Here is a 23,146-nt window from a genome sequence, read left to right as displayed (position 1 = left end):
GGGCGGATCCCGCCCTGCCCGGCAGGCTACTTGACCGGCTCTGACACCCCGTCGGCCGCCCGTACCCCCTCCGTCACCCCGCGCCCCAGCCCCGATCCGGTACGCTGTGAACGGCCTGGTAGCACCCGGGCCGCGCCTCAGTAGCTCAGGGGATAGAGCACGGCTCTCCTAAAGCCGGTGTCGCAGGTTCGATTCCTGTCTGGGGCACAGCGAATGCGCAGGTCACAGGCCCTTCGTCCATACCGGGCGGGGGCCTGTGCCATGTCCCGGCACGGCTCGGCGCCCCGCCCCGGGCCGTGTCAGCGGCTCGTCCGGTCCGTTCTCCGGGGTGTCCCGCGGTGGGGCCGGGAGGTGGCCGGATATTCCGCCGGGTCCGAACCTTCGGTCCGGTAGGCTGCGGCCCAGACGTTTTTGAACTAGTTCAATCGCTGGGGGGCCGGTGTACCGTCACCGTTTCATGATGTCCGCTGCCGTCGTCGCGGCAGTGGTCGGGCTGGTGCCCGTCGCGGCGCAGGCGGCGACGCCGTCGGCTGCGGGTGGGGGCCGGGCCGCGAACGCCACCGCGCCGAGCGCCGGGAACGGGGCCGGGGCCGTGAAGGGGGCCGCGGAGCAGAAGGCGGCCGTCGAGGCCGCGGCCGAGCAGTCCGCGAAGGAGGCCCTGGCGGCGGACACCGCCGCCAAGGCCGAGGCCAGGGCGGAGCCGAGGGCCTCCGCCGCCGACCCGTACTTCAAGGTGTCGAAGGGCGCGGGGCCCACCTCCAACGCGCACGCCATGGCGATGGCGCTCGGTGTGGTCACCGACCTTCCGGACGGCGTCATCGGCTACCGGGTCGACTGGGGCGACGGCGCGGTCGAGACTCCGCACGGCCTGACCAAGGAGGACCTGTTCCTCAAGCACACCTTCAGGAAGGCGGGCTCGCACACGATCACCGTCACGGCGACGGACCTGTTCACGAAGGTGACCGACACCACCACCTTCGACGTGGTGCTGAGCGGCTCCGAGTTCACCCCGGTCGTGCCGACCCGGCTGCTCGACACCCGGGACGGCACCGGGGCTCCGGCCGCGGGCGCGGTCGCCGCGCTCGGCACCACCCGGGTGAAGGTGGGCGGCAACGGCGGGATCCCGGAGGGGGTGTCGGCGGTGGCGTTGAACATCACGGCGACGAACGCGGTGGCGGACGGCCATGTGATCGCGTTCGCGTCCGGTACGGCGCAGCCGTCGACGTCGAACGTGAACTTCGCGGCCGGGCAGACGGTGCCGACGCTGGCGATCGTGCCGGTGGGTGCGGACGGGTACGTGGAGTTGGTCAACCGCAGTGCGGGGACGCTGGATCTGGTCGCCGATGTGACGGGGTACTTCAGCCGGACCGCGGCGAACGGGTACACCTCGGTGAAGCCGGCCCGGATCGCGGACACCCGTGAGGGGCGGGGCACGGTGGCGGGGCAGGTGGCGGGGCAGAGCGGTTTCGAGCTCCAGGTCGCCGGTCAGGGCGGGCTGCCGGCCCAGGGGGTGGCGGCGGTGGCGCTCAATGTGACGGTGACCGACCCGCAGGGCTCCGGGCACCTGACGGTGTCCCCGAGCGGGCAGGTGTCGGCCACGTCGAACCTGAACTTCGTGCCGGGGCAGACGGTGGCCAACGCGGTGATCGTGCCGGTCGGCCCGGACGGCAAGGTGACCGTTCGCAACGGCTCGTGGTCCGGCGCGGACGTGATCGTGGACGTCACCGGCTACTACAGCGCGGACGGCCGGGCCGCCTACATGCCGACGGAGCCCACTCGGAGGTACGACGACCGCGCCTGGGGCGGGAGCCTCGCCGGACAGGACTACTACCGGCACTACGTGCCACTGTTCTTCGAGTCGCTCGACTCCGTCGTCATGAACGTGACGGTGACCAACACCCAGGGCAGCGGGCACCTGTCGGTCGCGCCGGACCCGAACCGGTCGGCCGACTACTCGTCCGGCAAGGCCGTCCGGCCGACGCCGCCGGACTCCTCCGTCCTGAACTGGGAGAAGGGCGCCACGGTGTCCAACCTCGTGCAGGCGAGCCTGAAGGACACCGACACGATCGACGTGTGGAACCGGAGCTGGTCGCCGACCAATCTGATCATCGACGTGTTCGGCACGTACGAGACGAGCTGACGCCGCACCGGACCCGTCGGCCGGCCGTCCGTCCCTCCGGGGGCGGGCGGCCGCGGCGTTCGGGGGCGGGGAGTTCCGGGGCCTGCGGCGTTCCGGGGGCGGGGAGTTCCGGTGCCGGGCCGGTTGCGCGGCCGAGGCCCTCAGGGGCGGCGTACCCCTGCGGGAGGAGGCGGCCGGGGAGACCGTCCGTCCACGGTGTGATCATGAAGCAGACCTCGTGCCGACGGCACGCGGCCGCCCCGCTCCTAGGCTCGTCGAGACCCCTGCCGGAGCACCGATCCGGGCCGGGGCGGACGAGCCGGGGAACCATGACGACGTACCGATACACCGTGGCCGAGCTGCGCGGACAGCTGCGCCAACTGCTCCTGAGCGGCGCCGCGATCGCGCTGGGAGTGGCCTTCCTGATCGCCTCCGTCAGCGGCAGCGGAGCACTGGTCGACTCCTACCGCCAGACCGCGGCCGCCGAGGTCGGACCGGCCGACATCCAGATCACCGGCAAGGCCGCGGCCGGCGGCCTGGACCCGGCCGCCACGGAGCGGGCCCGGCGGACCGCCGGGGTGGCGGCGGTCGCCCCGCGGCTGACCGGCAAGGGCGGGGTGCTGACGGCCGACGGGCGGCCGCTCGACCGCACCGCCGCCGTCAGCGCGGTCGCCGAGGACCCGGCGCTGCGCTGGCAGTTGCTCAGGGACGGCCGCTGGCCCGCCTGCCCCGGCGAGGTGCTGCTCGACACCGGGACCGCGCAGCGGCTGGACGCCGCCGTCGGGGCGGAGGTCCACCTGACGCGGGCCGACGGCAGTGCCGCCACCGCCCGCCTGGTGGGCACCCTGGACGGACGGGGCGCCCCGAGCCTCGCCGGCGCCCCGATCATCGGCGTCCCGGCGGGCGCGGTCGCCGCGTACGCGACCGGTGTCGGCACCGAGCGGCTCGACGTCAGGGCCGCCCCGGACGCCTCCCGGACCGCGACCGTCGAGGCCCTGCGCGCCGCCCTCGGCCCCGACGTCCGGGTGCACACCCGGGAGGCCTCCGTCACCGAGGCGGCCCGGCCGAGCAGCACCCTGTACGGGGTGGTGCTGGTCGCCGCGCTCTCCTTCGTCCTGATCGCCCTCGCGGTGGCCCGGATGGTGGTCGGCAACACCTTCACGGTGGTGCTCGCCCAGCGGACCCGCCAGCTCGCCCTGCTGCGCTGCGTGGGCGCCGACAAGCAGCAGCTGCGCCGGCTGATCCGCCGCCAGGGGCTGCTCCTCGGGCTGGGGGCCTCGGCGACGGGCGTGCTGCTGGGTGTCGCCCTCGGCGCGCTCGGCACGGCCGTGGTCGGCGGGCTCGACCTCGGACCGGTGCACCTGTCGCTGATGCCCTCCCCGCTGACCTGCCTGCCGGCCGGGCTGTTCGGCGTCCTGCTGACCCTGCTGGCCGTCCGCGGCCCGGCGAAGGCCGCCGCGGCCGTACCGGCGGTCGCCGCGCTCGGCGGCACCCCGGCGCCGGCCGGCGGAGCGGCCCGGACGCGGGCCGCGGTGTGGACCTCGGTGCTGCTGGTCGCCGGTACCGCGCTGCTGGCGGCCGGGGTGCTGACCCCACCGCCGCTGTCGCTGCTCGCCGTCACCGTCGGCGCCATCGCCGGCTTCTTCGGGGTGCTGCGGCTCTCCCACCGGGTGCTGCCCGCGGTCGTCGCGGTGCTCGGCCGGCCCGCCCGGCGGCTCGGCGGCACGGCCGGGCGGCTCGCCACCCAGCAGCTGCGGCTCAACCCGGGCCGCACCGGGGCGACCGGCTCGGCGCTGCTGCTCGGCGTGACGGTGATGGTCGGCGCGGTCACCGCGCTGGACATGACCTCGCGGTCGCTGGTGCCCGTGGTGTCCGCGCGTCAGCCCGGGGTCTTCTCGGCGACCGCCACCGGCGGCGGCGCCCTGCCCGCCGGGGCGCTCGACGCAGTGGGCGCACTCGGCGCACTCGGAGCCGGGCAGGGGCTGACCGTGGCCGCCGTCCGGTCCGCCACCGTCGAGGTCGACGGCCGGCCCACCGTGGTCGCCGCCGTCGACCCCGCCCGGCTCAACTCCTCGACGGACGACGTGGACCGGGCCCGCGCGCTCCCCGAGGGCGGCGCACTGAGCGGCCGTGGCGAGAGCGGGGTGCGCCGGGTCGGCGGCGTCGAGCTGCACCTCCAACCCGGGCGCAGCAGCCTGCCGTTCGCCCTCCAGGGCGGCGCCACCCTGCTGGTGACGCCCGCCACCCTGGACCGCCTCGCCCCCGGTGCCCCCGTCACCACGGTCTGGATCAGCCCGGCGGCGGGCGCCGACCGGCCGACCGCCCGTCGCGCCCTGGACCGCGCCCTCGCCGAGCACCCGCAGGTCACCGTCACCGACACGGCTGCCCAGGCGGACACCCTGGGTTCGTTGCTGGACCGGCTGAAGACCGTCAGCATGGTCCTGCTGTCCTTCTCCGTCGCCATCGCCGGCCTCGGCGTCGCCGCCACCCTGATGCTCAGCATCAGCGAACGCTCCCGCGAGATCGGCATGCTGCGCGCGATCGGGATGTCCCGCGAACAGCTGCGCCGGATGCTCACCCTGGAGGCGCTGCTGCTCTCCCTGGCCGGAGCCCTGGTCGGTACCGCCCTCGGCACCGTCTACGGCTGGGCGGCCGCCCGCTCGATCACCTCCACGGTGGGGACGGTCGGCACCCCGCCGGTCCTCCCGGTCCTGGCCGCCCTGGCCCTGACCGTCCTGGTCGGTCTGGCCGCCGCGGTGCTCCCGGCCCGCAGGGTCGGGCGGATGAGCGCGGTGGCGGCGATGCGGTCCGCCTGACCGGCGCCGCCGGGCCCGCCGGTGGGGGCGGGGCTCGCGCTCGGGGGTGCTCCGCAGAACGGCGGGGTCGAGGTCGGCGACGAGGAGTTCGGGTCCGTCCCCGCCCGCCTCGGCGATCAGCCGGCCGTCCGGGCCCCGGAGCGCGCTGCGGCCGCAGACGTGCGGCCGCCGGTGGGGCCGGTGTGGTGGGGGAGCACCGCGCAGAGGGTGCTGTCGAGCGTGGCGGCCGGGGCGTGCCCGGGGAGTCCGGAGTGGCAGCAGAGGCCGAGGCCGAGCCGCCAGCCGTCCCGTTCTGCGGTGCTGCCCCGCCGCTCGGGGCGGTGGTGGCCCCGCCCTCGGCTCCGGCCGGGGCTGCCCGTCGCAGCGGGTGACGAGGGCGCCGTCCGGCCCGAGGGCGACGGCGGAGAGGCGCAGCTGCCCGCCGTCCCGCACGGCGGCGTCGACGGCGGCGGCCGGGCCGGCCCCGCGGCAGGCCTCGGCCACCGGCGCGAGGCACGGATCGCCGGTGGCCGGGCCGGACCGCGTACCTGACGGGGACGGAGCTGATCGGCTCGGGCCCGTAGCCGGAGGGGGACTTCTCCGCGGACGGCACCAGCCGGGAGGTCCCCGGACACGGCCGGGCCCGGACAGGGCCCGGACAGGGCCCGGACGGTGGCGATCCGCAGCGGGCGCGCGGGGCAACCGGTGGGAGCGGCGGGAGCGGCGGGAGCGAGGCCGGCGGTGGGCCGGGACGTGGCCGCCGACCCGGAGCCCGGCGCCGCGGCCCGGCGCCTGCGGCCCGCGGCGGGCTTCAGCGGACGGTCTCGTCCGGGCGTTCCGCAGCGTGGCCCGGGGCTTGCGCCCGGGCGTGGAACGGTTCCTCGCCGTACGGCGGGGCGGCGGCGGTGCGCTGGGGGCGTCCGCCCGACACGAGGACCCGCTGGACCCGGGGCCGGGTACGCCAGTTGACCCTCCGTACGTCCCGGGCCAGCGCGCCGGGGCGCCAGAGCTGGATCACCGCGGTCACGGTGCCCAGCACGGCCCCCGCGGCCAGCCAGCCGGCCAGCACGTCGCTGGGCCAGTGCACGCCGAGTGCAACCCGGGTCCAGCCGACCGTCAGCACCGCCGCCGCGGCCACCGTGCAGGCGGCGGTCCGGCCGCGCCGGCGGACCCGGTACCAGAGCAGGCCGACCAGGACGGCGCAGGTGATCGCCGAGGCCATGGCGTGCCCGGACGGGAAGGGCGCTCCGACGGCGTGCGAGAGCGGATCGGGGAAGGAGGGGCGGTGGCGGCCGAAGGCCAGCTTCAGCGCCCACTGGGCGCCCCAGCCGACCAGGGCCTGGGCGGCCACCCAGCCGGCCAGCACCCGGGCGCCGATCAGCCAGAGCCACCCGGCGGCGATGCCGAGCAGTGTGCGCATCGTGACGGGGCCGCCGATGTCCGAGAGGGTCTGTACCGCGGCCGTCCAGATCCGGTGCTCCCGGCCGGCGGCGTGCAGATCGCCGATCCACTCCTGGTCGAAGTGGACCAACGGGCGCCACTGGCCGGTGACCAGGGCCGCCAGCAGGCCGAACAGCGCGGCACAGCCCAGCGCGAGCACGGCGTCCCGGAGGAGACTGCGGTTACGCGCCGTGAGGGCGGTCGTGCTGTTGGTCAGGTGCATGGCTGACACCTTCCCAGTGTGCTGTGCCGAGCAAGGGCCGGAGTGATAGCGATTCGGCATCGGTTCTGCGGAGGACCTGCGTGCGCCGGGGTGCGGCCCCGCCCGCCGGAGGGCGCGCGCGGGAACGCCGGCGGCCGCTCGCGGGTTCAACGGGGGGACGGCGTCCGCGTGAGGGTCGGGTGAAGAAAACGATCCCGGAACGGTCGCCCGGCGGTACGGGATGTGCCCAACTGGTCACCCACTGTCCAGAACCGGGGTGAAAACCGGCAGGATACTGCATCGCTGGGAAGAATCTGAGCGACTTGGGAATGTTGTCCGGAATCTGTTCGTTGGATCGTTACGTGTGAGCCCGCAGGGGCCCGCACTTCTTGCCCTCACGAGGCAGGCAGGCAGACCTCGGCAACACCAGCAAAGGGAGCAAGCATGGCCACCCGTGCCGTCGTTCGCGACAGGGCCGACCGGAGTCGCGCGGCCCGCCCGACCAACCTGGAGGCCGACCGCGACCTGGTCGGCATGTACCTCGACGAGATCGCCAGGACGCCCCTGCTCGATGCCGCCGAGGAGGTCGAGCTCTCGCTGCGGATCGAGGCCGGCGTGTACGCCCAGCACCTGCTGGACGAGGCCGAACTCCCCGAGGGCGTCACGCGCGAGGAGTTGGAGGCGATAGCCGCCGACGCCGAGCGCGCCAAGGACGTCTTCATCCGCTCCAACCTCCGGCTCGTGGTCGCCGTCGCCCGCCGCTACCCGCGCAGCGGCCTGCCGCTGCTGGACCTCATCCAGGAGGGCAACGCCGGCCTGGTGCGCGCCGTCGAGAAGTTCGACTACGCCAAGGGCTTCAAGTTCTCCACCTACGCGACGTGGTGGATCCGGCAGGCGATCACCCGCTCCATCGCCGACCAGTCCCGCACCATCCGGCTGCCCGTGCACCTGGTGGAGGAGCTGGGGCGGATCCGGCGGGTGCAGCGGGAGAAGTCCAAGGAGCTGGGCCGCGAGGCCGAGCCGGCCGAGATCGCGGCCGAGCTGGACACCACCGAGGCCCGGATCAAGGACGTACTGGACTGGGCGCGCGACCCGGTCAGCCTCAACATGGCGGTGGACGACGAGGGCGAGACCCAGTTCGGCGACCTCGTCGAGGACACCGGGGCCACGTCCCCCGAGGACGCCGTGATGGTCATGCTCCGCCGTGAGGAACTGGACGGCCTGATCGGGCGGTTGGACGACCGCACCGCCTCGATCATCCGCTCCCGCTACGGCATGGAGGACGGCCGCGAGCGCACCCTCACCGAGGTGGGCAAGCAGCACGGCCTCACCCGTGAGCGGATCCGCCAGATCGAGAAGCACGCGCTGGCCGAGCTGAAGAAGATCGCCGACCACGCGGGCTTCGAAGCAGCCTGAGCAGCCGCCTGGCACCGCCTCGTCCGGGCCCTGGTACGGAGCGCTCCGCACCAGGGCCCGAGGCGTGCCCCGGGGCTCTTAGGCTGGAAGGACGGAAGGCGGAACGAGTGGACGGGGTGGACGGAGTGGACGGCGTGAGCGAGCAGGGACGGGAAGAGGGCCGGGAGCAGGGCTCGGCGCAGGAGCCGCGGAAGGACGGGGCCGCCAGGGCCCGGCTGGTCTTCCGGGACCCGCTGGACCAGCAGTCCCGCGACGACACCGACGCCGGTTGGGGCGGGCGCCCCGGCGCGGGGGAGAGCGGTGCACGGGGGCTGGACTGGTACCTGAGCCAGCGCCCGCCGCACCACGGGGACTGAGGGGCGGGACCGGGGGCGGGCGGTGCCCGCCGGTCAGCGCAGCGGCGCGACCAGCGCGTCGCGGATCTGGGTCAGCAGTTCGACCTCCTTGGCCTCGGCCTCGGCCGCCTTCTCGGTGGCGCTCTTGCGGTGCGCGGCCAGCCGGTTCATCGGGACGATCAGGAAGAAGTAGACGACCGCCGCGGTGATCAGGAAACTGAGCGCGGCGCTGAGCACCGATCCCCACAGGATGAGGATCCCGGACGTGACCTCACCGGTCGGGCTGACCTCGCAGGGCCCCTTGAGGCAGGAACTGTAGGACGCGAGGTCCTTGGTCCCGAACACCCCAACGATCGGATTGATCACGCCTTTGACGAAGGCGTTGACGATGTTGGTGAAGGCCGCGCCGATGACGACGGCCACGGCGAGTTCGACGACGTTTCCACGCAGCAGGAATTCCTTGAAGCCCTTCATGCCGCCTCGAACGACGCCGCCGTCCACCGGTTACGGGTGATCTTCCGGAGCCCCGGACTGACAACCCGTCCGGCCCAGCGCGCCGCCCGGGGGCGGCGGCAGCCCGGCCCGCGCGGGCCCCAGTGCGAGCGCCGCCGCCACCGCGAGCAGCACCAGGCCGGGGACGCCGGCCCGCCGCCCCGCGCTGCGCCAGCGGTGCCACCCGCCGCAGCCGCGCCGGATCGGCGGGAAGCTCGGCAGCTCCTGCCGGGGCGGTACGGCGGGAGCGGGCAGCGGCAGGGGGAGGGGGAGGGAGAAGCTCGCGGTCGTCATCGACGGACCTCCGGGTGTCGGCGGACCGGCCCCTCGCGGACCGGATGCCCACACGATGGGCGTTTCCGGCGAACTCGGAAAGCACTTTCCCCAGGCCTGTGGACAACCCGGGCCCTGTGGACAACTTCGTTCGCCCGTCCGGGTGAGGCGGCCCCTCCCGAGCTGACCGAAGGCGCCCCCGCGCGTCCTCCGGGCCGCCCCCGGGGCCGGTTGAGCCCGTCGGGCCGGAAGCGCGGAAAGGCCCGCCGTCCCCGCGTTCGAGCGGGGCCGACGGGCCTTTCCCTGGTCTGCGCGCCGCCGGGCCGGGGCCCGGCGCCGAGGTCAGCTCGCGGCCGGAGCCGGGCTGGACGCTGCCGAGGAGCCGGAGCTCGACGACGAAGACGACGACGACGAAGAAGCGGACGACGAGGAGCCCGTGGACGAGGCGGACGCCGTCGAGGAGGCCGACGCCCCGGCGCCCACCGTGCTGCTGGAGGACGAGCGGCTGTCGGTCCGGTAGAAGCCGGAGCCCTTGAACACGACGCCCACGGCCGAGAAGACCTTGCGGAGCCGTCCCTGGCAGTCGGGGCACGTGGTCAGCGCCTCGTCGGTGAACTTCTGCACCGCCTCCAGGCCGTTGCCGCACTCGGTGCACTGGTACTGGTACGTGGGCACTTGTCTTCCTCCTGGCACTCTCGCCTGATGAGTGCTAACGATGGTCAATGATGCGGCATTCCGCGGGATCAGTCCAGCGACCCCGGTGTGAGATCGGCCCCGCGGCGCCCGTCGACCTCCGTCGGCACAGGCCCGACCCGGCCCCGACCGGCCCCGGCTCAGCGCTCGGCGACGCCGGCCAGCCGCATCGGGCGGTCGCCCTCGGCGGCCCCGGCGCCGGCCCCGGCCCCGGCCCGGGGCGCGACCAGCAGGTGCCGCAGCGAGACCAGCACGACCAGCCCCAGCCCGGCCCCGACCAGCGGCACCAGGAACCCGGTCGAGGGCCCGTGCCCGTCGATCAGCCGCCCGGCCGCCATCGAGCCGACCGCCAGCCCGAGCCCGATGGCGCCGGTCAGCCAGGTGAAGGCCTCCGTCTTGGCGCCGTCCGCGACCAGCGTCTCGACCAGGGTGTAGCCGCTGATCAGGGTCGGCGCGATGGCCAGGCCGCAGACCAGCCCGGCCGCGGTCAGCGCGACGAGGTTGGGCATCGCCCACAGCACCGAGCAGCCCAGCACCAGCAGCGCGTAGCTGATCAGCATCCGCTGCTGCACCGGCCGCCGCCAGGCGATCACGCCGTACAGCACGCCGGCCAGCATCGAGCCGCCCGCGAAGATCCCGTACACCGTGCCGCCGGCGTCGTGCTGCCCGACCGAGTCGGCGAAGGCGTTCACCGAGACCTGCATGCCGCCGAACACCGCGCCGACCCCGAGGATGGTCCCGGCGAGCAGCCGGACGCCGGGGGAGGCGAGCGCCGAGGCGCGCCGGACGCCGGGCTGCGGCACGATCCGGGCGGGGGCGGTGCGCCGCTGGGCGGCGAAGGCCAGCCCGCCGACGAGGGTCAGCGAGGCCTCGGCGACCAGGGCGGTGGCCGGGTTGGCGAGGGCGGCGATGCCGGAGGCCAGGATCGGGCCGATCACGAAGGTGAACTCGTCCGTCACGGACTCGAAGGCGAAGGCGGTGCTCACCCGCGCCGCGGACGCGTCGGTGGCGCCGCCCGCGGTGAAGGTGGAGACCCAGCGGGCCCGGACCATCGCGCCGACCTGTGGCACGCTCGCGCCGGCCGGCACGGCGGCCAGGAACAGGCACCACGCGGGGGCGTGGCCGAGCGCGAGGGCGATCAGCACGCCGACCGAGGCCGCGTGCACGACGACGGTCGGGACGAGCACCGCGGCCTGGCCGTAGCGGTCCGCGAGCCGCCCGGTCTGCGGCCCGATCAGGGCCTGGGCGACGGCGGCGACCGCGGTGACCGTACCGGCGGTGCCGTACGAGCCGTGGGTCTGCGTGACGAGCAGCAGGACGCCCATGCTGAGCATCGCGTACGGCAGTCGGGCCACGAGGGCGGGGGCCAGGAACGTCCAGGCCCCGGGGGTGCGCAGCAGCTCGCCGTACCCGACACGGGCGGGGGCCGGAGCCGCGGGGGCGGCCGCGGGGTGCGCGGCGGTGTCGACCGTTCGGCGCGCCGTCACGGTCGGTCCTTCCTGCTGCCTGGTAGCGCGGCAGGGCATGGTGGGGCCCCGACGGCGCCGAGAGTCGTCCTCTCGCGCGTCGACCGGGGTAGATACCGGGTCGGTCCGGCGTGGTGGCCGGGGGCCGGACCGCGGCCGCCGAGCGGTCGCGCCAACTCTGCGTCAGGCAGATGCTGGGGGTGGTCTAGCGGTGGTCATACGACGTGGTCGAACCAGCATACAGTTACGCGCGTAGACGCCGCCAGCCCGGCCCGGACGCACCCGCCCTGCGCTGACCGCCCGGGCCGGGGCCCCGCGCACCGACCGTCCCGGCCGAGGCCCCCGCAGACCGACCGCCCCGGCCGGGGCCCCGGCGCACCGACGGCCCCGGCCGCAGGCCTCACCGTCCGTTCAGCCACCCCGCGAGCTTGCCGCCCCGGTCCACGGCCCGCAGCCGCCGCTCCGCCGCCTCGCCGACCTCGTCCGTGGTGACCACCAGCAGCTCGTCGCCGCCGCGCAGCACCGTCGCCTTGTCCGGCACGAAGGAGTTCCCCTCGCGCACGACCAGGGTGACGGCCGCCCCCTTGGGCAGCCGCAGCTCGCTGATCTCCACGCCCGACATCCGCGACTGGGGGGAGAGCGCGACCGACAGCAGGTGCCCGTGCAGCTTCTCCAGCGGTGCGGACTCGATGCCGAGGTCCTGGCCCATGGCGCCCTCGTCGATCCGCAGCCGCTTGGCCACCCAGGGCAGGGTCGGCCCCTGGAGCAGGGTGAAGACGACGACCAGGATGAAGACGATGTTGAAGACGTCCTCGGCCCGGTGCGCGCCGGACACCACCGGGATGGTGGCCAGCACGATGGGCACCGCCCCGCGCAGCCCGGCCCAGCTCAGCAGCGCCTGCTCGCGGGCCGGCACCTTGAAGGGGGTCAGCGAGGCGATCACCGACAGCGGCCGGGCGACGAACACCAGCACCCCGCCGATCACCAGCGCCGGTACCACCGCGTCGCCCATGGTCTCGGGCGTGACGAGCAGCCCGAGCAGCACGAACATGCCGATCTGCCCGATCCAGGCCAGCCCGTCGGCGAAGCCGCGGACGGCCGGGCCGTGCGGCAGCTTGGAGTTCCCGAGGATCACCGCGCTGATGTAGACGGCGAGGAAGCCGGAGCCGTGCAGCAGCGCGCCGCCGGCGTACGCGAGCACGGTGAGCGCCATCACGGCGATCGGGTAGAGGCCGGAGGAGGGCAGGGCGACGTGCTTGAGGCCGTAGGCGCCGATCTTGCCGACGGCCAGGCCTATCACCGCGCCGATCGCCAGCTCGGCGGCGATCGTGCCGATCAGGACGTACCACGAGTCCAGCTCGCCGGTGGTGGCGAAGGCGACGACCAGGATGACCACGGGGGCGTCGTTGAAGCCGGACTCCGCCTCCAGCAGGCCGGTGAGCCGGTGCGGCAGCGGGACCATCCTCAGCACCGAGAAGACGGCGGCGGCGTCCGTCGAGGAGACGATGGCGCCCAGCAGCAGCGAGGTGCGCCAGTCCAGGCCGACCAGCCAGTGCGCGCCGGCCGCGGTGGCGAACACGCTGACGCCCACGCCCAGGGTGGCGAGCACGGTGGCGGCCGGCATCACCGGCTTGATCTCGCGCCAGCTGGTCTTGAGGCCGCCCTCGGCGAGGATCACCACGAGGGCCGCGTACCCGAGCACCTGGGTGAGCTCGGCGTTGTTGAACGTGACGCCGATCCCGTTCTGGCCCAGCGCCACGCCGATCCCCAGATAGACCAGCAGGCTGGGCAGCCCTGATCGGGTGGAGAGGCGGACGGCGCCCACCGCGAACAGCAGGATCACGGAGGACTCAAGCAGGAGCTGGTTCAGGTGGGAGACGTTCACGCAGGGGCACCTCGGGCAGGCAGGGGCGGACGGGGTGTCTGGCGGTGCTGTGGGGTTCGACGCGTTAAGAAGTCGTCAATACTCCCCTTGTGGATCGTTACGCAGTCTAACATTTTGCCATATCTTTAGCTTGGTCCCCCGTTCACGGTGCCCGGCCGACTCGGCCTAATGTGGTGCCCTGTCACGGCCGCAGGCCCTGGACACGCCCGCCCGCCCCGAAGTCAGGACCGCAAGGACCCAGATGCCCCGCTCGAAGAAGTTCCGGCGCGCCCGTCTGATCGTGATCGTGCTGGTCGTGCTGCTGGTGGCCGGTGCCGGCTACGGCGGCTACCGCGGGGTCTCCGCGGTCCGCGCCTCCTTCCCGGAGGTCGACGGCAGTGTCAAGGTGGCCGGCCTGAGCGCGCCCGTCGACGTCAAGCGGGACGCCAACGGCATTCCGCAGCTGTACGCCGACACGGACGAGGACCTGTTCCGCGCCCAGGGCTACGTCCAGGCGCAGGACCGTTTCTGGGAGATGGACGTCCGCCGGCACATCACCGCGGGCCGGCTCTCGGAGATGTTCGGCGACAGCCAGGTCGACACCGACGCCTTCATCCGCACCATGGGCTGGCGGCAGGTCGCGCAGAAGGAGTTCGACACCAAGCTGTCGCCGGAGACCAAGAAGTACCTCCAGGCCTACGCGGACGGCGTGAACGCCTGGCTCGCCGAGCACCCCGGCGGCAGCAGGGCCTCGCTGGAGTACGGCCTGCTCGGCGTCGTCAACGGCGACTACCGGCCCGAGCAGTGGTCCCCGGTCGACTCGGTGGCCTGGCTCAAGGCGATGGCCTGGAACCTCTCCGGGAACCTCCAGGAGGAGATCGACCGCTCGCTGCTGGCCCAGGACTTCGGCCCGGACAAGATCGCCGAGCTGTACCCGGACTACCCCTACGCGCGCAACGGCACGATCGTGAAGACCGGCACCGTGGCCGGCGAGGCCTACCGCCCCGCCGACGGCTCGCCGCAGTCCGGCGCGCCCGCCGGCACGGCCGCCACCGCGCAGGGCGCGGCCACCACCAAGGCGATGCTGCAGGGCCTGACCGACCGCATCGACGCGATGCCGCAGCTGCTCGGCCGCCCCGGCCAGGGCATCGGCTCCAACTCCTGGGTGGTCGCGGGCTCGCACACCACCACCGGCAAGCCGCTGCTGGCCAACGACCCGCACCTCGGCCCCGGCCTGCCGTCGGTCTGGTACCAGACGGGCCTGCACTGCCGGACCACCTCCCCGGCCTGCCAGTTCGACGTCTCCGGCTTCACCTTCGCGGGCATGCCCGGAGTGGTCATCGGTCACAACAATGACATCGCCTGGGGCTTCACCAACCTCGGCGCCGACGTCACCGACCTCTTCCTGGAGAAGGTCACCGGCCCGGACACCTACCAGGTCGACGGCAAGGACGTGAAGTTCGACCTCCGCAAGGAGACCATCAAGGTCGCCGGCGGGGAGGACCGCACCATCACCGTCCGCACCACCCAGAGCGGTGCCCCGCTGATCTCCGACCAGAGCAGCGAGCAGCAGAACGTCGGCAAGTACGCCCCCAACGGCACCTCCGCCCCCGACCGCGGCACCGGCGGCTACGGCGTCGCCCTGCAGTGGACGGCGCTCAGCCCCGGCAAGACCATGGACGCCGTCTTCGAGCTGGACAAGGCGAAGAACTGGGACGAGTTCCGTGCCGCCGCGAAGGACTTCACCGTCCCCGCGCAGAACCTGATCTACGCCGACGCCAGGAACATCGGCTACCAGGCGCCCGGCACCATCCCGGTCCGCGGCAAGGGCGACGGCAGCTACCCCGCCCTGGGCTGGGACTCCGCGTACCAGTGGAAGGACCCGATCCCCTTCACCGCGCTGCCCTGGAGCCTCAACCCCTCGGCCGGCTACATCGTCACCGCCAACCAGGCCGTGGTGGACCCGAGCTACAAGTACAACCTGACCAGGGACTGGGAGTACGGCACCCGCGCCAAGGAGATCACCGACCAGATCGAGGGCCTGCTCAGGAACAACGGCAAGATCTCGCCGGACGACATGCAGACCCTCCAGCTGGACAACACCAGCGTGATGGCCAAGACGCTGGTCCCGCTGCTGCTCAAGCAGCCGGTCAGCGACCCGTACGTGCGCGAGGCCCAGGACCTGCTGAAGGACTGGAACTTCCACCAGGACGCCGACTCGGCCGCCGCCGCCTACTACAACGGCGTCTGGCGCCAGCTGCTGATCCTGGCCTTCGGCCAGAAGTTCCCGGCCGACCTGCGGGCCAAGGACAACTGCCTGCTGGTGCGCCAGCAGGACGACCCCACCAAGCCGGACAGCGCCACCAAGATCGTCACCGAGTGCGGCACCCGCGAGCCGGGCAAGGCCCAGCCGGACGGCGGCGACCGCTGGACCGAGGTCGTGCGCCAGCAGCTGGAGAAGCCCGACAGCTCGTGGTGGACGTACATCGACGACCAGCACAAGGAGCAGAAGGGCCTGGACAACCTGCTCCAGGAGGCGATGAAGAACGCCCGCCAGGAGCTGACCTCGCTGCTCAGCAAGGACGTCTCCACCTGGAGCTGGGGCCGTCTGCACAAGCTGGAGCTGCGCGAGCAGACCCTCGGCAAGGACGACTCCTCGATCGCCTCCGGCGCGGTGCACAAGCTGCTCAACCGCGGCCCGTACCGGCTCTCGGGCGGCTCGGCGGCGGTCGACGCGGCGGGTTGGAACGCGGCGGCCGGCTACCAGGTGGACTGGATCCCGTCGATGCGCATGGTCGTCGACCTGAACGACCTCGACTCCTCGCGCTGGATCAACGTCGGCGGCGCCTCCGGCCACGCCTTCCACGACAACTACAACGACCAGACCGACCTCTGGCTCAAGGGCAAGCTGCTGCCCTGGGCCTACACACCGGACGCGGTCGAGAAGGCCACCATGCACAAGCTGGTGCTCACCACCGGCTGACGCCCAGACGGCCCGGCCACCCGCGGCCCCGCTCCCCCGAGGGAGCGGGGCCGCGGCCGTCCCGCCGTCGTCCGCTCACCCCAGCCGGCGCACCCCCGAGGGCAGCACCGCCAGGTCCACCGGCCGGTCGTGCGGCTCGGCGGGCACCCGCTCCAGCAGCTCGTGCTCGTACAGCAGCACCGCCAGCACCGGCCGCGCCCCCGCCCGCGCCAGCCGCTCCAGCACCCGGTCGTAGCTGCCCCCGCCGCGGCCCAGCCGCAGCCCGGAGCGGTCCACCGCCAGGCCCGGCAGCAGCACCAGCGCGGCCCGCGTCACCGCCTGCGGGCCGAGCCGCGGGCCGACCGGCTCCAGCAGCCCGCGCCCGGCCGGGGCCAGCGCGTCGGGCCCCGCGTACACCGCCCAGTCCAGGTCGTTGTCCGGCAGCAGCACCGGCAGCAGCACCCGCACCCCGCGCGCCCGCAGCGCGTTCAGCAGCGGCCGCGTCCCGGGCTCCGCGCCCACCGAGACGTACGCGGCCACCGTGGCGCCCGCGGCGGCCAGCTCCCCGGCGTGCGCGGCCAGCGCGTCGGCCACCGCCGCGCGCTCCCCGACGGCGAGTTCCCGCCGTCGTGCCAGCAGCCGTGTCCTCAGGCCGCTCTTCTCGTTGGGCATCCGATCCTCGTTCATCCCATCCTCCTGGCCTCCGCACCGCCGACGCGCAGAGCCTGACACGCGAAGGGGCACCCCCCATTGACCACCCCGCTGCTGGTCCAGGCCCTGGCCGCACTCAGCCTCCCCGCACTGGCCGGCGCCACCGCCCTCGCACTGCGCGGCCGGCGGGAGCGGGCCGGGGCCGCCGCCGGGGCGCAGCGGCAGCGCGCGCGGATCGCCGAACTGGAGGCGCGCTGCGCCGAACTGGAGCGCACCGCCTCCTGCGACCCGCTCACCGGCGTCTGGAACTACCGCCACCTCCAGCTCACCCTGGACCGGGAGATCGAACGCGCCCGCCGGGCCGAGCACACCGGGCAGTCCGACGGGCCCCGGCCGCTCGCCGTGCTGATGCTGGCCATCAGCGGCTTCGACGCGGTCGTCGCGGAGCACGGCCGGGCCCGGGCCGGCGCGGTGCTGCGCGACCTCGCCCAGCGGCTCGCGATGGAGATCCGCCGGGCCGACACCCTCGGCCGGTACGGCGGCGAGGACTTCCTGGTGGTGCTGCCGGACACCGGCGCCGAGGGCGCCGGGCAGGTCGCCGAACGGCTGGTCTGGTCGGTCCGCCGGCACCTGCTGCTGGACTGGTCCTCCGGCCCGCGCGAGTCCCGCCCCGCGACCGGCAACGGGCTGACCGCCGCCGCCGGCATCGCCGTGCTGCCCGAGGACGGCACCCACGCGGCCGTGCTGCTGCGCGCCGCCGACGCGGCGCTGGCCGAGGCCCGGGCGGCCGGCGGCGACTGCTGGCGGCTCTCGGCCGGGCGCTCCGGCGAGCCCGGCCGGCCCGACGGCGACCGCTCCGTCGAGCCCGGCCGGCCCGGTGGCGACCGCTCCGAGCAGGCCGCGCGCCCGCCCGGGCCCGGCCCGGACGCCGAGGGCGGCCGTCGGGCGGAGGCGGGTGGCGTGGCGGCCCGGGCCGGCCGGGACCCGTCGGTCCAGCCGGTCGCGATCCATCCGCCGGCCACCCTGGCCGCCCCCCGCGACGTGCTGTCCCCGTCGGCGCCCCGGCTGTCCGCCCGCGCCCGGCCGGGCGGAAACGTGCCTGAGTAAGGTAAGCGCATGACGACGAGCAACTCCCGAGTTCCGGTGACCAAGGCCGTGGTACCCGCGGCCGGACTGGGCACCCGCTTCCTCCCGGCGACCAAGGCCACCCCGAAGGAGATGCTCCCGGTCGTCGACAAGCCGGCGATCCAGTACGTCGTCGAGGAGGCCTCCGCCGCGGGGCTGTCGGACATCCTGATGGTCACCGGCCGCAACAAGCGCGCCCTGGAGGACCACTTCGACCGCGCCTACGAGCTGGAGGAGCTGCTGGTCCGCAAGGGCGACGAGCAGCGCCTGGCCCGGGTCCGGGAGTCCGTCGAGCTGGCCAACATGCACTACGTCCGCCAGGGCGACCCGAAGGGCCTCGGCCACGCCGTCTCGGTCGCCGAGCAGCACGTCGCCGGCCAGCCCTTCGCCGTCCTGCTCGGTGACGACCTGATCGACCCGCGGGACCCGCTGCTCTCCCGGATGATCGAGGTGCAGCAGCGGCTCGGCGGCTCCGTCGTCGCCCTGATGGAGGTCGACCCCTCCCAGATCCACCTCTACGGCTGTGCCGCCGTCAAGGCGAACGGCTTCGGCGAGGACGTCTTCCAGGTGACCGACCTGGTCGAGAAGCCCGAGCCCGGCGAGGCCCCGTCGAACTACGCCGTGATCGGCCGCTACGTCCTCGACCCGCTGGTCTTCGAGGTGCTGCGGGAGACCCCGCCCGGCCGCGGCGGCGAGATCCAGCTGACCGACGCCCTGCGCGAGCTGACCGACCGTGAGGCGGCGGACGGCGGCCAGGTGCACGGCGTGCTCTTCAAGGGCCGCCGCTACGACACCGGCGACCGCGCCGACTACCTGCGCGCTATCGTCCGTCTGGCCGCCGAACGCGAGGACCTGGGCCCGGAGTTCCGCTCCTGGCTGCGGGAGTTCGTCGGCTCCGAGATGCAGGCCTGACGCAGGACCGACACGACAGAGAGCGAGCCGCCGATGACCGGGTCCACCGAGCACAGCACCACGCCCAGCGCCTGCTGCGACGCCGGAGCGGACCGGGCCCCGGCGGCCCCCCGCCTCTGGACGGTGGACGAGCACCTCGCCGACGTGCTGGCCGCCGTCGGCCCGCTGCCCGCGATCGAGCTCCAGCTGCTCGACGCCCAGGGCTGCCGGCTCGACGAGGACGTGACCGCGGACGGCGACCTCCCGCCCTTCGACAACAGCTCGATGGACGGCTACGCCGTCCGCACCGCGGACACCGAGGGCGCCACCGACACCTACCCGTCGGTGCTCTCGGTGGTCGGCGACATCGCCGCGGGCGCCGACGAACTGCCGAAGGTCGGCCCCGGTCAGGCGGCCCGGATCATGACCGGTGCCCCGCTGCCGCCCGGCGCCCGGGCCGTCGCCCCGGTCGAGTGGACCGACGGCGGCACCGGCACCGGGGTGGCCGCCGCCGCGATGACGGCGCCCGTCCCGGACGAGGAGGTCCGGGTCCTGCGGCCCGTCCCCGACGGCGCGCACATCCGCCGCCGCGGCAGCGACGTCGCGGCCGGCTCCCGGGTGCTGGAGGCCGGCACCCGGCTCGGCCCCGCGCAGCTCGGCCTGCTCGCCGCCGTCGGCCGGCCCACCGTGAAGGTCCGCCCGCGCCCCCGGGTGGTGGTGCTGTCCACCGGCAGCGAGCTGGTCCAGCCCGGCGAGCCGGTCGGCCCGGGGCAGATCGCCGACTCCAACAGCTTCACCCTCACCGCGGCCGCCCAGGACGCCGGTGCCATCGCCTACCGGGTCGGCGCCGTCCCGGACGACGCCGACCGGCTGCGCGCGGTCCTGGAGGACCAGCTCGGCCGGGCCGACCTGATCGTCACCAGCGGCGGGGTCAGCGTCGGCGCGTACGACGTGGTCAAGGAGGTCTTCGAGTCCTACGGCGGGGTCGACTTCCGGCGGCTGCGGATGCAGCCCGGCAAGCCGCAGGGCTTCGGCCGGATCGGCGGCGCGGCCGGGGTGCCGCTGCTCGCCCTGCCCGGCAACCCGGTGAGCGCCTACATCTCCTTCGAGCTCTTCGTCCGCCCGGTCATCCGCACCATGCTCGGCGCCTCCGAGGTGCACCGCCCGGTCGTCCGCGCGGTCTGCCCGGCGGCGCTGCGCTCCCCGGCCGGGCGCCGGCAGTTCCTGCGCGGCCGCTACTCGGCCTTCGACGGCACGGTCGAGCCGGTGGGCGGCGCCGGATCGCACCTGGTCGGCGCGCTGGCCCGGGCGAACTGCCTGATCACCGTCCCCGAGGAGACCACCGCACTGCCGGCCGGCAGCGAGGTGGACGTGGTGTTGCTGGACTCCTGATCGGCCGCCGGGTCCGGGGAACGGTACGGTAGCGCGGTATTCGACCTGCGCGCCTCTGGAGTTCCCCGTGACGACACCTCCCCCCGGCGACCGCCTCACCCACGTCGACGACCAGGGCGCGGCCCGGATGGTCGACGTCTCCGAGAAGGCCGCCACCGCGCGCACCGCCGTGGCGGCCGGCCGGGTGCGGGTCTCCCCGCGGGTGGTCGAGCTGCTCCGCGGCGAGGGGGTGCCCAAGGGCGACGCCCTCGCGGTGGCCCGGATCGCCGGGATCATGGGTGCCAAGAAGACCCCTGACCTCGTCCCGCTCTGCCACCCGATCGCCGTCTCCGGCGTCGAGGTCGACCTCGCCGTCGCGGACGACGCGGTCGAGATCACCGCCACGGTGCGGACCGCCGACCGCACCGGCGTCGAGATGGAGGCGCTGACCGCCGTCGCGGTGGCCGGGCTGACCGTCGTCGACATGGTCAAGGCGGTGGACAAGGGTGCCACGATCGAGTCGGTCCGGGTGCTGAGCAAGACCGGCGGCAAGAGCGGCGACTGGTTCGCCCCGGAGGTGGCGCGGTGAGGGCCCTGGCGGTGACCGTCTCCAACCGGGCCTCGGCCGGGGTCTACGAGGACCGGGGCGGCCCGCTGCTGGTGGCCGGGCTGACGGCGATGGGCTTCACCGCCGACGGCCCCCGGGTCGTGCCGGACGGCGAGCCGGTGGAGGCGGTGCTGCGCGAGGCCGTCGCGGCCGGCTACGACGTGGTGCTGACCACCGGCGGCACCGGCATCTCGCCGATGGACCTCACCCCCGAGATGACCGCCCGGGTGATCGACCGGGAGGTCCCCGGCATCGCCGAGGCCGTCCGTGCGTACGGCCGGGAGAAGGTGCCCACCTCGGCGCTCTCCCGCGGGCTCGCCGGGCTCGCCGGACGTACCCTGATCGTCAACCTGCCGGGCTCGACCGGCGGCGTCAGGGACGGCCTGGCCGTCCTGGAGCCGCTGCTCGCCCACGCCGTCGACCAGCTCGGCGGCGGGGACCACCCCCGGACCGACGCCCCAGCACCCGGGAGAACGCACTGAACGCCGGCTGGCCGGTAGAACTCCACGAGGGGGAGGTCGTGCTGCGCCCGATCCGGGTCCGCGACCAGCGCGAGTGGCAGGAGGTGAGCCGCCGCAACCGGGACTGGCTGCGCCGCTGGGAGGCCACCGTGCCGCCCGGTCCGGCGGGCCAGGCGGCCGGCGCCCGGCCGACGTACCGGCAGATGGTCCGCTTCCTGCGCGCCGAGGCCTCGGCCGGCCGGATGCTGCCCTTCGTGGTGGTCCACAAGGGCCGGCTGGTCGGCCAGTTGACCGTCGGCGGGATCACCTGGGGGTCGATGTGCTCGGCGAACATCGGGTACTGGGTGGACGAGGCGGTGGCCGGCCGGGGCATCATCCCGACGGCCGTCGCGCTGGCGGTGAACCACTGCTTCCGCACCCTCGGACTGCACCGGATCGAGGTCTGCATCCGCCCGGAGAACGGCCCGAGCCGACGGGTGGTGGAAAAGCTCGGCTTCCGTTCGGAGGGAATCCGCCCGCGCTATCTCCACATCGACGGCGACTGGCGCGACCACCTCGTCTACGCGCTGACCGACGAGGAGGTCCCGGAGGGGATGCTGGAGCGCTGGCGCGCCCTCAGTTCCAGGCGCGAGCCGAGTAATTGAATACATGTTCGAAAGAAATATCGATATGGCATCGGCGGGGCACCGGACCCCCACAAATGACGGCAAAATAGTCGGAGAATCAGCTTGATCACACGACACGCCGTGCCAAATTGCTGCCAGGCCTTCCCCGGCGCCCGTACGGTGTGAATCGTGAGCAGTAGCGGCCTTATCTACGCCGTCATCGTAGGGGCCTGGGCCGCCTATCTGGTGCCGATGTGGCTCCGCAGGCAGGACGAACTCAACGAGGCGCGCCCGACGGAACGCTTCAGCACCGCCATCCGCCTGCTGGCCGGGCGTTCGGGGCTGGAGCGGCGGGCGGCCCGGGCCCTGGGCGACGAACCGCGTGACGACGAGCAGAGCAACGACGGTCCTCCCGAACGGGACGGGACCGCCTCCGACGACCCCGTGCGGGAGCCCGAGCCCCCGGCGCAGCGCCCGGCCGAGCGGCCGGTCCCCGAGCCGAGGGCGGGCACCGAGCGCCGGGCGAGGCTGCTGGCCCGCCGGCGCCGGATGGTCACGGCCCTCTTCCTCTCCTTCGCGCTCGGCGCGGTGGTCGCGGCGGTGGCCGGGCTCGCCTTCCTGTGGGTGCCCGCCGTCCCGGCGGTCCTCCTCACGCTGTACATCGGCCACCTGCGCAAGCTGGAGCGCCAGCGGTACGAGGTGAAGCTCGACCGGGCCCGGGCCGCCCAGGCCGCCGAGCGGCTGCGCAAGCGCGAGCGGCAGCGGGCCGAGGCGCCGGAGTCCGAGGGTGCCCCGGAGGGGGCGCCCGCCGCCGCGGAGCCGGCCCCGGCCGCGCCCGCGGGGGGCCGGGCCGCGCGCCGCCAGCACCTGCGGCTGGCCGCCGACCCCGAGCAGCCGACCGTCTCGGTGCCCTCCGCCTCCGCGGTGGCCGAGGCGACCGAGCACGAGGAGTGGGTCGACGGCATGCGCGAGCGCGGCGCGGCCGGCCCGGACTCCTGGGAGCCGGTGCCCGTCCCGCTGCCGACCTACGTGACCGCCCCGGTGGCCCCCAGGGTCTCCCGCGGGCTCGACCTGTCGGCCCCCGGCACCTGGACCGCCGGCCGCCCCGCGGAGTCCCGCAAGACCCCGCTGTTCGACCAGTACGCCGAGCCCCAGGCGCCCGAGTCGCGCCCCCGCGCGGCCAACGAGTGACGCCCGTGGCCACCCCCGACCAGGGGGTGGTCACGGACCACCTCCGAAAGGTGCTAGAGTTTCTTCTCGTTGGGGCTGTGGCGCAGTCCGGTAGCGCACCTCGTTCGCATCGAGGGGGTCAGGGGTTCGAATCCCCTCAGCTCCACCCAACGGACCGGCTCAGGCCGGCCGACGAAATCCCGCCGGG

At 74.4% G+C, this 23,146-nt stretch carries 19 protein-coding genes and 2 tRNA genes; 14 read left to right on the top strand and 7 right to left on the bottom strand.

The features are described 5' to 3' along the window. The first annotated feature begins 134 nt into the window (after nucleotides 1-134). The 3 genes from ACH5AR_RS25160 to ACH5AR_RS25150 all read left to right on the top strand — a co-directional run bounded on the left by ACH5AR_RS25160 (nucleotide 135) and on the right by ACH5AR_RS25150 (nucleotide 4,935). Nucleotides 135-207 (top strand) — tRNA-Arg (locus tag ACH5AR_RS25160). Nucleotides 208-460: 253 nt separating this feature from the next. Further along, nucleotides 461-2,140, top strand: coding sequence for a PKD domain-containing protein (locus tag ACH5AR_RS25155; RefSeq protein ID WP_396303755.1), 1,680 nt, complete (start codon nucleotides 461-463; stop codon nucleotides 2,138-2,140). A 308-nt stretch (nucleotides 2,141-2,448) separates the two neighbouring features. Then, the gene (locus tag ACH5AR_RS25150) at nucleotides 2,449-4,935 is read left to right on the top strand and encodes an ABC transporter permease (protein WP_396303754.1); all 2,487 of its coding nucleotides are present in this window, start codon (nucleotides 2,449-2,451) and stop codon (nucleotides 4,933-4,935) included. Nucleotides 4,936-5,725: 790 nt separating this feature from the next. Here the strand turns inward: ACH5AR_RS25150 and ACH5AR_RS25145 are convergent. Continuing rightward, nucleotides 5,726-6,577 (bottom strand): phosphatase PAP2 family protein, encoded by an 852-nt coding sequence (locus tag ACH5AR_RS25145; RefSeq protein WP_396303753.1) that lies wholly within the window; start codon nucleotides 6,575-6,577, stop codon nucleotides 5,726-5,728. A gap of 423 nt (nucleotides 6,578-7,000) precedes the next feature. Here ACH5AR_RS25145 and ACH5AR_RS25140 point away from each other — a divergent pair, with 423 nt between their 5' ends. Beyond that, nucleotides 7,001-7,972, top strand: coding sequence for a sigma-70 family RNA polymerase sigma factor (locus ACH5AR_RS25140; RefSeq protein WP_396303752.1), 972 nt, complete (start codon nucleotides 7,001-7,003; stop codon nucleotides 7,970-7,972). 134 nt (nucleotides 7,973-8,106) lie between these two features. After that, complete coding sequence (locus ACH5AR_RS25135; protein ID WP_396303751.1) at nucleotides 8,107-8,328, top strand: hypothetical protein; 222 nt, start codon at nucleotides 8,107-8,109, stop codon at nucleotides 8,326-8,328. 33 nt (nucleotides 8,329-8,361) lie between these two features. Here ACH5AR_RS25135 and mscL read toward each other — a convergent pair whose 3' ends face one another. The 5 genes from mscL to ACH5AR_RS25110 all read right to left on the bottom strand — a co-directional run bounded on the left by mscL (nucleotide 8,362) and on the right by ACH5AR_RS25110 (nucleotide 13,116). Then, a complete protein-coding gene (mscL, locus tag ACH5AR_RS25130) occupies nucleotides 8,362-8,781 on the bottom strand; it encodes a large conductance mechanosensitive channel protein MscL (RefSeq protein ID WP_396303780.1) in 420 nt (139 codons plus the stop codon). A 30-nt stretch (nucleotides 8,782-8,811) separates the two neighbouring features. Further along, nucleotides 8,812-9,093 (bottom strand): hypothetical protein, encoded by a 282-nt coding sequence (locus ACH5AR_RS25125; RefSeq protein ID WP_396303750.1) that lies wholly within the window; start codon nucleotides 9,091-9,093, stop codon nucleotides 8,812-8,814. Nucleotides 9,094-9,414: 321 nt separating this feature from the next. Continuing rightward, complete coding sequence (locus ACH5AR_RS25120; protein WP_396303749.1) at nucleotides 9,415-9,747, bottom strand: FmdB family zinc ribbon protein; 333 nt, start codon at nucleotides 9,745-9,747, stop codon at nucleotides 9,415-9,417. Between the two features lie 158 nt (nucleotides 9,748-9,905). Then, a complete protein-coding gene (locus ACH5AR_RS25115; RefSeq protein WP_396303748.1) occupies nucleotides 9,906-11,252 on the bottom strand; it encodes an MFS transporter in 1,347 nt (448 codons plus the stop codon). Between the two features lie 379 nt (nucleotides 11,253-11,631). Beyond that, complete coding sequence (locus ACH5AR_RS25110) at nucleotides 11,632-13,116, bottom strand: potassium/proton antiporter (RefSeq protein ID WP_396303747.1); 1,485 nt, start codon at nucleotides 13,114-13,116, stop codon at nucleotides 11,632-11,634. 241 nt (nucleotides 13,117-13,357) lie between these two features. On the opposite strand from ACH5AR_RS25110, the gene ACH5AR_RS25105 reads away from it, so the two are divergent. Further along, a complete protein-coding gene (locus ACH5AR_RS25105) occupies nucleotides 13,358-16,078 on the top strand; it encodes a penicillin acylase family protein (RefSeq protein ID WP_396303746.1) in 2,721 nt (906 codons plus the stop codon). A 75-nt stretch (nucleotides 16,079-16,153) separates the two neighbouring features. Here the strand turns inward: ACH5AR_RS25105 and ACH5AR_RS25100 are convergent, their stop codons facing one another. Further along, the gene (locus ACH5AR_RS25100) at nucleotides 16,154-16,744 is read right to left on the bottom strand and encodes a 5-formyltetrahydrofolate cyclo-ligase (protein WP_396303745.1); all 591 of its coding nucleotides are present in this window, start codon (nucleotides 16,742-16,744) and stop codon (nucleotides 16,154-16,156) included. A 63-nt stretch (nucleotides 16,745-16,807) separates the two neighbouring features. Here ACH5AR_RS25100 and ACH5AR_RS25095 point away from each other — a divergent pair, with 63 nt between their 5' ends. The 8 genes from ACH5AR_RS25095 (at nucleotide 16,808) to ACH5AR_RS25060 (ending at nucleotide 23,104) form a co-directional block, all read left to right on the top strand. After that, on the top strand, nucleotides 16,808-17,815 hold the full coding sequence (locus ACH5AR_RS25095; protein ID WP_396303744.1) for a GGDEF domain-containing protein: 1,008 nt from the start codon (nucleotides 16,808-16,810) through the stop codon (nucleotides 17,813-17,815). Between the two features lie 9 nt (nucleotides 17,816-17,824). Then, nucleotides 17,825-18,745: a UTP--glucose-1-phosphate uridylyltransferase GalU gene (galU, locus tag ACH5AR_RS25090; RefSeq protein WP_396303743.1), complete on the top strand. Its 921-nt coding sequence runs from the start codon at nucleotides 17,825-17,827 to the stop codon at nucleotides 18,743-18,745. A 33-nt stretch (nucleotides 18,746-18,778) separates the two neighbouring features. Continuing rightward, on the top strand, nucleotides 18,779-20,116 hold the full coding sequence (gene glp, locus ACH5AR_RS25085) for a gephyrin-like molybdotransferase Glp (RefSeq protein ID WP_396303742.1): 1,338 nt from the start codon (nucleotides 18,779-18,781) through the stop codon (nucleotides 20,114-20,116). A 127-nt stretch (nucleotides 20,117-20,243) separates the two neighbouring features. Beyond that, nucleotides 20,244-20,684, top strand: coding sequence for a cyclic pyranopterin monophosphate synthase MoaC (moaC, locus tag ACH5AR_RS25080; protein WP_396303779.1), 441 nt, complete (start codon nucleotides 20,244-20,246; stop codon nucleotides 20,682-20,684). Next, nucleotides 20,681-21,184, top strand: coding sequence for a molybdenum cofactor biosynthesis protein B (locus ACH5AR_RS25075; protein WP_396303741.1), 504 nt, complete (start codon nucleotides 20,681-20,683; stop codon nucleotides 21,182-21,184). Before moaC ends, ACH5AR_RS25075 begins: the two co-directional genes overlap by 4 nt. Before the next feature lie 38 nt (nucleotides 21,185-21,222). Then, entirely contained in the window at nucleotides 21,223-21,807 is a 585-nt protein-coding gene (locus ACH5AR_RS25070; RefSeq protein WP_396303740.1) for a GNAT family N-acetyltransferase, read from the top strand. 150 nt (nucleotides 21,808-21,957) lie between these two features. Next, nucleotides 21,958-22,959: a hypothetical protein gene (locus ACH5AR_RS25065; RefSeq protein WP_396303739.1), complete on the top strand. Its 1,002-nt coding sequence runs from the start codon at nucleotides 21,958-21,960 to the stop codon at nucleotides 22,957-22,959. Nucleotides 22,960-23,030: 71 nt separating this feature from the next. Beyond that, nucleotides 23,031-23,104: transfer RNA gene (locus tag ACH5AR_RS25060), tRNA-Ala, on the top strand. The last annotated feature ends 42 nt before the right edge of the window (nucleotides 23,105-23,146 follow it).

Origin of the sequence: Kitasatospora sp. NPDC018619 (assembly GCF_044391605.1) — a bacterium.
GTDB lineage: Bacteria > Actinomycetota > Actinomycetes > Streptomycetales > Streptomycetaceae > Kitasatospora.
Note: the sequence above shows the minus strand (reverse complement) of the source record. Positions and strands in the feature narration are given on the sequence as shown.

What these genes read in the sequence shown, in the direction of transcription:
- ACH5AR_RS25155 (WP_396303755.1), top strand. Translation starts at nt 461, where the DNA reads ATGTCCGCTGCCGTCGTCGCGGCAGTGGTCGGGCTGGTGCCCGTCGCG.
- ACH5AR_RS25150 (WP_396303754.1), top strand. Translation starts at nt 2,449, where the DNA reads ATGACGACGTACCGATACACCGTGGCCGAGCTGCGCGGACAGCTGCGC.
- ACH5AR_RS25145 (WP_396303753.1), bottom strand. Translation starts at nt 6,577, where the DNA reads ATGCACCTGACCAACAGCACGACCGCCCTCACGGCGCGTAACCGCAGT.
- ACH5AR_RS25140 (WP_396303752.1), top strand. Translation starts at nt 7,001, where the DNA reads ATGGCCACCCGTGCCGTCGTTCGCGACAGGGCCGACCGGAGTCGCGCG.
- mscL (WP_396303780.1), bottom strand. Translation starts at nt 8,781, where the DNA reads ATGAAGGGCTTCAAGGAATTCCTGCTGCGTGGAAACGTCGTCGAACTC.
- ACH5AR_RS25125 (WP_396303750.1), bottom strand. Translation starts at nt 9,093, where the DNA reads ATGACGACCGCGAGCTTCTCCCTCCCCCTCCCCCTGCCGCTGCCCGCT.
- ACH5AR_RS25105 (WP_396303746.1), top strand. Translation starts at nt 13,358, where the DNA reads ATGCCCCGCTCGAAGAAGTTCCGGCGCGCCCGTCTGATCGTGATCGTG.
- ACH5AR_RS25100 (WP_396303745.1), bottom strand. Translation starts at nt 16,744, where the DNA reads ATGAACGAGGATCGGATGCCCAACGAGAAGAGCGGCCTGAGGACACGG.
- galU (WP_396303743.1), top strand. Translation starts at nt 17,825, where the DNA reads ATGACGACGAGCAACTCCCGAGTTCCGGTGACCAAGGCCGTGGTACCC.
- glp (WP_396303742.1), top strand. Translation starts at nt 18,779, where the DNA reads ATGACCGGGTCCACCGAGCACAGCACCACGCCCAGCGCCTGCTGCGAC.
- moaC (WP_396303779.1), top strand. Translation starts at nt 20,244, where the DNA reads ATGGTCGACGTCTCCGAGAAGGCCGCCACCGCGCGCACCGCCGTGGCG.